General features: G+C 71.2%; 8 protein-coding genes. 5 read left to right on the top strand and 3 right to left on the bottom strand.

From position 1 onward, the window contains the following. Window positions 1–411: 411 nt before the first annotated feature. Together ACWC21_RS40115 and ptsP are read left to right on the top strand one after the other, a co-directional pair. Window positions 412–861, top strand: coding sequence for a PTS sugar transporter subunit IIA (locus ACWC21_RS40115; protein WP_450889615.1), 450 nt, complete (start codon window positions 412–414; stop codon window positions 859–861). 78 nt (window positions 862–939) lie between these two features. Then, the gene (gene ptsP, locus ACWC21_RS40110) at window positions 940–2,610 is read left to right on the top strand and encodes a phosphoenolpyruvate--protein phosphotransferase (protein WP_450889613.1); all 1,671 of its coding nucleotides are present in this window, start codon (window positions 940–942) and stop codon (window positions 2,608–2,610) included. A gap of 69 nt (window positions 2,611–2,679) precedes the next feature. Here the strand turns inward: ptsP and ACWC21_RS40105 are convergent, their stop codons facing one another. Further along, on the bottom strand, window positions 2,680–3,573 hold the full coding sequence (locus tag ACWC21_RS40105; protein WP_450889611.1) for a hypothetical protein: 894 nt from the start codon (window positions 3,571–3,573) through the stop codon (window positions 2,680–2,682). Between the two features lie 102 nt (window positions 3,574–3,675). After that, on the bottom strand, window positions 3,676–5,643 hold the full coding sequence (locus ACWC21_RS40100; protein ID WP_450889609.1) for an acetoacetate--CoA ligase: 1,968 nt from the start codon (window positions 5,641–5,643) through the stop codon (window positions 3,676–3,678). 221 nt (window positions 5,644–5,864) lie between these two features. Between ACWC21_RS40100 and ACWC21_RS40095 the strand changes: the two genes are divergently transcribed. Further along, window positions 5,865–8,222 (top strand): glycoside hydrolase family 31 protein, encoded by a 2,358-nt coding sequence (locus tag ACWC21_RS40095; protein ID WP_450889607.1) that lies wholly within the window; start codon window positions 5,865–5,867, stop codon window positions 8,220–8,222. 7 nt (window positions 8,223–8,229) lie between these two features. On the opposite strand, the gene ACWC21_RS40090 is transcribed toward ACWC21_RS40095, so the two are convergent. Beyond that, a complete protein-coding gene (locus tag ACWC21_RS40090) occupies window positions 8,230–8,766 on the bottom strand; it encodes an NUDIX domain-containing protein (RefSeq protein ID WP_450889605.1) in 537 nt (178 codons plus the stop codon). A 226-nt stretch (window positions 8,767–8,992) separates the two neighbouring features. Here ACWC21_RS40090 and ACWC21_RS40085 point away from each other — a divergent pair, with 226 nt between their 5' ends. Both ACWC21_RS40085 and ACWC21_RS40080 read left to right on the top strand, forming a co-directional pair. Continuing rightward, window positions 8,993–9,439, top strand: coding sequence for a Zn-ribbon domain-containing OB-fold protein (locus ACWC21_RS40085; RefSeq protein WP_450889604.1), 447 nt, complete (start codon window positions 8,993–8,995; stop codon window positions 9,437–9,439). Then, entirely contained in the window at window positions 9,436–10,626 is a 1,191-nt protein-coding gene (locus ACWC21_RS40080) for a lipid-transfer protein (RefSeq protein ID WP_450889602.1), read from the top strand. Before ACWC21_RS40085 ends, ACWC21_RS40080 begins: the two co-directional genes overlap by 4 nt. The last annotated feature ends 118 nt before the right edge of the window (window positions 10,627–10,744 follow it).

Below are 10,744 nucleotides of genomic sequence, written 5' to 3'. Positions count from 1 at the left end.
TTTGGCACGCTGTTGAGTTCTCAAGGAACGGTCGCTTCCTTTGTACTCACCCGAGACTCTGTCTCGCGGCTTTCCTCCGGGCGCTTCCCTTCGGTGTTTCCAACTCTATCAGTGTTTTTCCGTCTCTCTGACCACCCTCCTGCGGACACGCAGAAGTGACCCCGAGATAGGATCTGACAAGTTGGGTGCTGCCGAGCAAGGACGCTTGGTTGCGTCACCCGGTCTCGAGCAGGGTTACGACTGTACACGGAGCCGCGGAGGCGGTGCAAATCCCCTGGGCTTGTGGTCTAGACCTCTAGCCAGTAACTTCCATACGGAACCGTCACTTCCCATGTCATACCCTGCTGCCAGTGCGCCGTCCGGGACAGGCAGTGACGGCCCATCTCTTCTCCACCCCTGGGAGGCTTCCCAATGACCACCGTGACGTCCCCTCTTGCCGGACGTGCCATCGGACTGGCCGCTGTGCCGGATCCGGTCTTCTCCGGGGCCATGGTCGGCCCGGGCACTGCGATCGACCCCGTTCGGGAGCCTTCCGAGGCCGTCTCCCCCGTCGACGGGGTCGTCGTCTCCCTGCACCCGCATGCCTTCGTGGTCGTCGACGAGCAGGGCCACGGCGTACTCACCCACCTCGGCATCGACACGGTGCAGCTCAACGGCGAAGGCTTCGAACTGCTCGTCAACAAGGGGGACACGGTGACGCGCGGGCAGGCCGTCGTGCGCTGGAACCCCGCAGCCGTCGAGGCCGCCGGCAAATCCGCGGTGTGCCCGGTCGTGGCGCTGGAGGCCACGGCCGACTCCCTCTCCGACCTCCGTGACGACGGCGACGTGAAGGCCGGCGACAGTCTCTTCCTCTGGAAGTGACGCCGATGCCGTCGTAGAGACGGCGAACAGGACAACCATCGCGGCGGTGGGACCCGCCGCACTATCGGAGACGGTGCAATGGAGACAACGCTGCGAGGCGTCGGCGTCAGCCACGGGGTAGCGATCGGCGAGGTTCGGCACATGGGTACGGCGGTGCTCGAGCCGCCTGCCAAGCAGATTGCGGCGGAAGAGACGGAGCGCGAACAGGGGCGCGCACGCCAGGCCGTGGAGGCCGTCGCCGCCGACCTGATGGCGCGCGGCAACCTGGCGGGGGGTGAGGCCCAGGCGGTGCTCGAGGCACAGGCCATGATGGCCCAGGACCCCGAGCTGATGGCGGATGTGGAACGGCGCATCGCGGTCGGCAGCACGGCCGAGCGTGCCGTGTACGACGCGTTCGCCGCGTACCGCGAGTTGCTGGCCGGTGCGGGTGAGTACCTCGCCGGGCGCGTCGCCGACCTGGACGATGTGCGGAATCGTATCGTCGCCCGTCTGCTGGGGGTGCCCATGCCGGGTGTCCCGGACAGCGACGAGCCGTACGTACTGGTCGCCCGCGACCTCGCGCCGGCCGACACCGCGCTCCTGGACCCGGCGCTGGTGCTCGGGTTCGTGACCGAGGAGGGCGGTCCGACCAGCCACAGCGCGATCCTGGCACGGGCGCTCGGCGTCCCGGCCGTGGTGGCGCTGCCGGGCGCGGGTGAACTCGCCGAGGGAACGCTGATCGCGGTCGACGGAAGCACCGGCGACATCTTCGTGAACCCCAGCGAGGAGAAGAAGGCACAGCTCGAGGCCGCCGCGGCGCAGCGCAAGGCCGCGCTGGCCGCCTCGACCGGGCCGGGAGCCACCGCTGACGGCCACAAGGTGCCGCTGCTGGCCAACGTGGGCGGTCCGTCGGACGTTCCGGCCGCCGTCGAGGCGGGGGCGGAGGGTGTGGGTCTCTTCCGCACCGAGTTCCTGTTCCTCGACGACAGCAAGAACGCGCCGTCCGAGGAGAAGCAGACGCAGGCCTACCGGCAGGTCCTCGAGGCGTTCCCGGAGAGCCGTGTCGTCGTCCGTGTCCTGGATGCCGGTGCCGACAAGCCGCTCGACTTCCTGACGCCGGCGGACGAGCCGAACCCGGCGCTCGGCGTGCGCGGCCTGCGGACGTTGCTGGATCACCCCGACGTCCTGCGCACACAGCTGACCGCGCTCGCCAAGGCCGCGGAGGGACTGCCGGTCTACCTCGAGGTCATGGCCCCGATGGTGGCCGACCGTGCCGACGCCAGGGCGTTCGCGGACGCGTGCCGTGAGGCCGGGCTGCGGGCGAAGTTCGGCGCGATGGTGGAGATCCCGTCGGCCGCGCTGCGGGCACGCTCCATCCTTCAGGAGGTCGAGTTCCTGTCCCTGGGCACCAATGATCTCGCGCAGTACACCTTTGCCGCGGACCGTCAGGTCGGTGCGGTCTCTCGTCTGCAGGATCCGTGGCAGCCCGCCCTGCTCGACCTGGTCGCGCTGTCCGCGGAGGCGGCCAAGGCCGAGGGCAAGAGCTGTGGCGTGTGCGGTGAGGCCGCGTCGGACCCGCTGCTGGCCTGTGTGCTGACGGGTCTGGGTGTCACCTCCCTGTCCATGGGTGCCGCGTCGATTCCCTATGTCCGGGCGACGCTGGTCAAGTACACGCTGGCGCAGTGCGAGCGTGCGGCGGCGGCCGCGCGGGCCGCGGACAGCGCCGCGGACGCGCGCAGTGCCGCCCAGGCGGTGCTGTCCGGCGAGTAGGCCGGGGCCCGGCACGTCGTCGGCTTCTCTCAGGGGCGCTCCGCCTGCGGTGGAGCGCCCCTGGTGCGTTCAGTGGCGGTGTTCGGCCGGGATGTCCTCGTCTCCGAGGTCGGGAGCCACGCAGTAGTCGACACCTGACTCGGGTGGGATGGGATCGCCTGTCTCGATGTCGGTGCAGTACGCGTCGAAGACCTCTCCCGCCGTGAGAGGCACGAGGCCGTCGCCGCGCAGACGCCAGCCGTAGATGCGGTCCGGCGTGCTGAGGGCGCTGGTGCGCATGACGAGGCCGCCGGGGCTGCGCGTGGCGAGGCCGACGGCGAGGACGGTGGTGAACTCCAGGGCCTCCGCCTCGTCGAGGTGGAGGCTGCCCTCGCTGTCGTCGTCGGCGTGGAGGACGGAGACGAGCGCCTCGGGTGTTCCGGAGACGCTGCAGACGAGATGCCGGTCCCCGGGAGGTGCGGTGTCGAGGATACGGACGACGAGGTCGCAGGCGCGGTTGAAAGCCGCGCGGCCGATGTCCTCGCCGCAGGTCGGGCAGGGGCCGAGGCGGCCCAGCAGGCCGGCGGCGTATGCCCAGGTGGCCTGCCGGACGGCCTCGTCGACGAGGGCTGGTACGAGGTCGGTGAGGGCCTGTCCCTCGTAGGGGATCGCCGGGCCGGTGGCCGCGAGTTCGGCCGTGAAGCGGGCGCGGCTGGACGACTGGTCCGGGTCGAGACCGCACTCCGCGCAGAATTCGGCGTACTCCTCCGGATCGAAGAGGGCGACTGTGGTGTGGCTGCCCTGGGACGCACGGGTCCGCAGGACGTTCTCCACCTGTTGGAGGTAGGTGGCGTGGTCGTCGAAGGTGAAGGTGCGGTAGCGCCGCATGGCGCTGAAGTCGTGCTCGTCGGTGAGCAGGCCGATGGTGCCGGCGATTTCGCGGCGCAGGTCGCGTCGCGTGGTCCGGTGGTCGGTGTGCGCCATGTTTCCCCCTGTGCGCAGTCGATCAATGCTCACTCACCGTAATCGGCGGCACTGACAATCGGAGCTGCGCACGGGGGCGGCGGACGGGGACCGCCTTGCGGATCAGGTTCGCTTGCGGGCCAGTTCCTCGTAGAAGCCGAGGAGGTCGAGGTTGTCGATGGAGCCCGGGTTGACCGCTTTGTCGAGAGGGGTGCCCTGGAGGAGGCGTTTGACCGGAACCTCGATGCGCTTCCCGGTGAGGGTGTGCGGAACGCCGGGCACCTCGATGATCTCGTCGGGGACGTGTCGCGGCGAGAGCTGTTCGCGGATGGTCCGCTTGATGCGGTCGTGGAGCGCTTCGTCGAGGACGGCCGCGGGCGCCAGGTGCACGAACAGGGGCATCCAGTAGCCGCCGTCGGGCTGCTCGATGCCGATGACGAGGGATTCCCTGATCTCGGGGAGGCGTTCGACGACCTCGTAGATGTCGGCCGAGCCCATGCGGACGCCCTGCCGGTTGAGGGTGGAGTCGGAGCGGCCGTGGATGACGACGGAGCCCCGCGCGGTGACGGTGATCCAGTCGCCGTGGCGCCAGACGCCGGGGTAGGTGTCGAAGTAGCTGTCGTGGTAGCGGCTGCCGTCGGGGTCGTTCCAGAAGCGGATCGGCATGGAGGGCATGGGGTTGGTGACGACGAGTTCGCCCACCTCGTCGACGACGGGTTTTCCGGCCGGGTCCCAGGACTGCAGGTCGGTGCCGAGGCAGGGCGCCTGGAGTTCGCCGGTGTACACCGGGAGGGTCGGTACTGCGCCCGCGAAACAGGAGCACACGTCCGTACCGCCGCTGACCGACGCGATCCACAGATCCTCGCGGACCTCGTCGTGCAGCCAGCGGAAGCCGTCGGGCGGCAGGGGCGAGCCGGTGGTGGCCACGCACTGCACCCGGGAGAGGTCGAATGTACGGGACGGGTGCACGCCGGCCTTGCGGCAGGCCATGACGTACGCGGCCGAGGTGCCGTACAGGGTGGCTCCGGTTCTTTCGGCGATCCGCCACTGCGCGCCCGTGTCCGGGTAGCCGGGGCTGCCGTCGTACAGGACGACGGTCGTGCCGGTGAGAAGGCCGGAGACGAGGAAGTTCCACATCATCCAGCCGGTCGAGGTGTACCAGAAGAAACGGTCCCCGGGGCCGAGGTCGCAGTGCAGCCCGAGCTGCTTGAGGTGTTCGACGAGGATGCCGCCCTGGGACTGGACGATGGCCTTGGGCAGACCGGTCGTCCCGGAGGAGTAGAGCACCCACAGGGGGTGGTCGAACGGGACCTGCTCGAAGACGGGGTCCGTCTCGGCCGACGTCAGGGCCGACCAGTCCAGGGCTCCCTCGGGGGTGTCGGTGCCGAGCAGGGGGACGTGGACGACGGCGCGCACCGTGGGCAGTTCGCGGCGCAGCTCGGCGACGGTTTCGCGGCGGTCGTGCTCCTTGCCGCCGTAGCGGTAGCCGTCGACGGTGAACAGGACCACGGGTTCGACCTGCTGGAAGCGGTCCAGGACGCTGCGGGCGCCGAAGTCGGGCGCGCAGGAGGTCCACACGGCACCCACGGCGGCCGTGGCGAGCAGGGCGACGACGGCCTGCGGGATGTTGGGGAGGTAACCGCTGACCCGGTCGCCGGGGCGTACGCCGAGGGCGCGCAGCTCGGTGGCGAGGGAGCCGACCTGGCGGCGCAGTTCGGCCCAGGTCACCGGGCGGGGTTCGTGGGTTTCGTCGACGCACAGGAGCGCGGGTTGATCCGGGCGGTCCTCGGCTGCGCACAGGGCGTGTTCGGCGTAGTTCAGCGTCGCCCCGGGGAACCACTGTGCGCCGGGCATGGAGCGGTCGCCGAGCACGCGCGCGTAGGGCTTGGAGAACCGTACGTCGAACCACTCCGTGACGGCCTTCCAGAAGCTGTCGAGGTGGTCGACGGACCAGCGGTGCAGTGCGGGGTAGCCGCCTTCGGACGGGGCGCCGTGGTGCTCGGCCGCCCAGTCCTGGAACTGGGTGATGCGGGCTCGGGCGATGCGTTCCTGAGCCGGCTGCCAGAGCGGCTGGGGGTTCGCGGTCGACATGGGGGCTCCCGGACTGTGCGCTTCGTGGGCGTCGGTCGCGCACGGGCTTGATTTTGCGTGTACGCGGCTGACACGGACGATGCCATGTGATCGATTTCTACACCAGGGTGTCCCGCGCACGGGCCGCACACGGGCCGCGTCGTGAAGATGTGCCCTCGGCGCGGGTGAACGGAAGTTGAACGACACGCGCGCGTGGGGCGGTCAATGGCAGGCTGAGCAGCATGGACGGTCGTGACCTGGTGCGTTCGGTGAAGGTGGTGAGCTCGACGGGGGCGGCACAGGGGCTGCGTGCCGTACGGGCGGCGTGGCGCAGGAGGCGCACGGACGCCGCGGGGCTGCGGCCACGGGGGGCCGAGCGTGCGCGGGTGCCCGGTCCGGTGCGGGGTGCGGAACCCGGGCCCGGGGGAGGTGTCATCCGCTTCAGCCGGTCCGAGCTGCGGATCACGGTGACGGTGAACGGCGCTGTCTTCTGGGGCTGGGACGGAGCCGGGCCTGAGCCGTCGTACGCGCTGGCCGGGCGCTTCCCGGAGCCGGACCCCCGGGCCGTTCTGGAGCCGGACAAGGACGGGGGCTGGCGGGTGGTGGCGGAGCGTGTGACGGTCTCCGTCTCCAGGCACGGCGCCGTGGAGGTGTGCACGCCCGGCGGGGTCATGCTGCGCCGCGATCTTCCGCCGCGGTGGTGGGAGCCGGTGGGCGGGGGCACGGCGCGTTGGACGCAGCGGTCCGAGGTGGCGGCCGACGCGCGCTTCTTCGGGCTCGGCGGGCGGGCTTCCGGGCCGCGGCTGCGGGACGGGACGTATCGCCTGTGGAACACCGATCCCGGCCGTGCCTTCACCCCCGGGGACGATCCGTTGTACATCACCATGCCGGTTCAGATGGTGGTGTCGGACGCGGCCACGCACCTGGTGTTCCACGACACATCCTGGGACGGGACGGTCACCCTGCGCGAGGGCGCGGAGGGTGCGGGTTCCGGGCACGATCGTGCGGGAAGGTGCGAGCTTCGGGTGGAGGGCGGCCCGTTGCGCTGCTGGGTGATGGTGGGCACCCCCGCGCGCGTGCTGCACGCCTGGGCTTCGCTCAGTGGGGCGCCCGCCCTGCCACCGGCGTGGGCCTTGGGCCACCACCATGCCCGCTGGGGTTTCGGCAGTGAGCAGGAGGTGCGGCGGATCGTCGCGGGTTACCAGGAGCGTGGTCTGCCGCTGGACGCTGTCCACCTGGACATAGATCACTACGACGGGCATCAGGTCTTCACCGTCGACCAGGAGCGTTTCCCCAAGCTGCCGGTACTGGCGGAGGAGCTGCGTCGGGACGGGATCCGGCTGGTGTCGATCGTCGACCCGGCGGTGAAGGCGGCCCCGGGCAATGCGGTGTACGACAGCGGGGCGGCCGTGGACGCCTTCGTGCGGGACGCCTCCGGCCGGACGGTGCGAGGTGTGGTCTGGGCCGGGGAGTCGGTCTATCCGGACTTCACGCACGCACGCGTACGCAAGTGGTGGGGCGGCCTCTACGAGGAGCGCCTCGCGCAGGGTTTCGCCGGGTTCTGGCACGACTTGAACGAGCCGACGTCGTTCAACGCGTTCGGCGAGTCGACCCTGCCGCGTTCGGCCCGGCACTCCCTGGAGGGTCGTGGCGGGGATCACCGGGAGGCGCACAACGTGTACGGGCTGTGCATGGCGAGAGCGGGTTACGAGGGACTGCGCGAGTTGGCACCGCGGGAACGGCCGTTCGTCTTCTCTCGCTCGGGCTGGGCCGGCATGCAGCGCTACGGCGGTTCGTGGTCCGGTGACGTCGGCACGGGCTGGCCGGGGTTGCGTGCCTCCTTGTCACTGGTCCTGGGGCTCGGTCTGTGCGGGGTGCCGTATTCGGGGCCCGATGTGGGTGGGTTCGACGGGAGTCCGTCGCCCGAGTTGTATCTGCGGTGGTTCCAGCTCGGCGCGTACCTGCCGCTGTTCCGTACGCACGCGAGTCTGCGTGCCGGGCGCAGGGAGCCGTGGGAGTTCGGCGCCGAGGTGCTCGAGCACGCGCGCGTGGCGCTTCTGGAACGCCGGCGTCTGCTGCCGTACTTCGTGACGCTGGCGCACCTGGCCCGGCGTACGGGCGCGCCGTATGTGCGGCCCGTGTGGTGGGGCGCGCCGGAGGACCGCGCGTTGCGGGACTGCGAGGACGCCTTCCTGCTGGGTGACTGCCTGCTGGTGGCGCCGGTACTGGATCCGGGCGGGGAGCGGCGTGCGGTGCAGCTGCCGCGGGGGCGCTGGTACGACACCGCGACGGAGCGGGTGTACGAGGGACCGGCGCGGGTGCTGGTCGACGCCCCGCTGTCGCGGATCCCGGTGTTCGCGCGTGCGGGGGCGGTGCTTCCCGTGCAGGGCGACGACGGGCTGGAGCTTGAGGTGTGGGCGCCCGAGCGGGGACGCACCGGGGCCGGTCTGGTGGTGCCGGACGCGGGTGACGGTTGGGACGAGCCGGAGATCGAGCACTACGTCGCCCGTTGGCAGGGCGAGCGGCTGGTGGTGGCGCGGCAGCGGGAGGACGGCGCGGGCGAGCCGTCCTGCCCGGTGCGCGTACGTGGGCTCGGGTGAGACCGGCTCAGATGTAGCGGCCCTCGAACCATGCCCGCGTGGCCAGCGTGTGCAGCGGGAAGGCGAGCTCCTCGGGCCTGCGCAGCAGGTGCCAGCCCTCTGTCTCGTCCGTCGGGCCGGACTGCGGCAGCCCTTCGGCGGGGCGTTCCGGCAGGAGCCCGAAGAGCAGCAGGTGTCCGTCGGGCGAGCTCATGGCATCGGCCAGGCGGACGTCGCGGGCCGCCGCGTCGATGCCCGTCTCCTCCCTCAGTTCGCGGACGACGGCCTGCCGCCAGTCCTCGCGGTCGTCGATGAAGCCGCCCGGCAGTGCCGTCCCCCCGCGCGCGGGGGTGACGGTCCGGGTGATGACGACCAGGGCGGTGCCCTTCGTGTCGTAAACGGGCTGGAGGGCGACCGCGACCGGCAGCGGATTGCGGTAGCTGACGGTTCCGCAGGAGGGACAGGTGCGGGGCCAGCCGGAGACGTCCTCCCCGTACGGCGCTCCGCAGCTCGAACAGTGCGAGTTCGGTGCGGAGTTGACATTTGGTTGCTGTATCTCGGACACGCGCGGACTGTATCCGATCGCGGGAAGGGCGTCTTCCGGAAGCAGCGGCCCTCCGCGTCGCAAGGAGACGGAAGGGCGGCCGGAACCACCCCCGTCGGCCCCGGCCACCCTTCCGGATTACACGACGCCGGAAGGCACTGTCCGGTTCTGCTGGGCGGCCTGCCGTTTTCCGGTTGCCCGTGGCAGACTTCTGACGTTCCGTCAGATGACCTGCCAGGGAGGGACGTTGTCGCCAACACGCTTACCTGCGGTCGCCGGCTGGTTCACCGGTGAGGGGGACGGCTTCCGGCTCCTCGGCACGCGGTGCTCGATCTGCGCCTCGGTCTTCTTCCCTCGAGAGGACACCCACTGCCGCAATCCCGGGTGTCGCGGCGGCGCGCTCGAGGAGGTACCCCTGTCCCGGCGCGGCCGGGTCTGGTCGTACACCGACGGCCGGTACCGACCGCCGTCACCCTATGTGAGCGATCCGGAACTTCCCTGGGAGCCGTACACGTTGCTCGCGGTGGAGCTGGAGGCCGAGCGGATCGTCGTGCTGGGGCAAGCCGTTCCCGGGATCACGGTGGCCGACCTGACGGTGGGCATGGAGGTGGAGGTCGTCCCGGGAGTGCTGTTCGAGGACCTGGAGACGACCTGGACCACTTGGCGCTGGAGGCCGACGGAGGTGACGGCGTGACCGTGGACGTGGCGGTGCTCGGCGTGGGCATGCATCCGTGGGGCAAATGGGGCCGCGGCTTCGTCGAGTACGGGGCGGCGGCGGCCCGGACGGCCCTGGCGGACGCCGGACTGGACTGGCGGGACATCGGCTCGATCGTGGGAGCCGACACCGTGCGCGGGGGATATCCGGGGTACGTCGCGGGCGCCTCGTTCGCCAGGGCCCTGGGCTGGCAGGGCGCCCGGGTCACCAGCGTGTACGCCGCATGCGCTTCCGGGGCGCAGGCCATCGCCACGGCGCGGGCCCAGATCCTCGCCGGCCTCGCGGACCCGGTACTGGTGGTGGGCGCCGACTCGGCGCCCAAGGGCTTCTTCCGGCCCGGCGGTGGAGACCGGCCCGACGATCCGGACTGGCTGCGGTTCAGACTGCTCGGTGCGACGAACCCGGCCTATTTCGGGCTGTACGCCCGCCGGCGGATGGCGGTACACGGGGACACCCCGGAGGACTTCGCGCTCGTCAAGGTCAAGAACGCGGCGCTGGGTGCGCTGAACCCGTACGCGCGTTACCGCAAACGGGTGACCCCCGAGGAGGTGGCCGGCTCCGCGATGGTCGCCGATCCCCTGCGGCTGCTCGACATCTGCGCCACGTCCGACGGAGGTGCGGCGCTGGTGCTGTCCAGCACCGACTTCGCGCGCCGGCACGGCGTCACCGCGCCCGTGCGGATCCGTGCGGTGTCCACGGTGACACCGCACTACCCGAACACCGTGCTGGACCTGCCGGACATCGCGACGGACTCGGCGGCCGGAGTGGCACCCCCGGACGAGTCGTTCCGTGCCTCGATCGCCCTGGCCGCCTACGAGGAGGCGGGCATCGGGCCGGAGGACCTGTCCCTGGCCGAGGTGTACGACCTGTCCACCGCTCTGGAGCTGCAGTGGTACGAGGACCTGGGCCTGTGCGGCGAGGGCGAGGGCGCGAAGCTGCTGCGGGAGGGCGCCACCGCCTTGGGCGGCCGGATACCGGTGAACGCCAGTGGCGGGCTCGCCTCCTTCGGGGAGGCGGTGCCGGCCCAGGCGATCGCCCAGGTCTGCGAACTGGCCTGGCAGTTGCGTGGCCACGCCGGAGACCGGCAGGTCGCCGGGGCGCAGGTGGGGATCACGGCGAACCAGGGACTGTTCGGGCACGGATCATCAGTCGTCGCGGTCCGCTGAGAAGCGGACCGCCGGGACAGGCGCGCCGGGCACGACAGGGCGTCACGGTCGCCCGGACCGGGTGGGCCGACGCGGAACCACCGGGCCGAGAGGCCGACGCCTCGGTGCTGCGCCGCGC

This window comes from Streptomyces sp. NPDC001348 (assembly GCF_053597535.1).
Note: the sequence above shows the minus strand (reverse complement) of the source record. Positions and strands in the feature narration are given on the sequence as shown.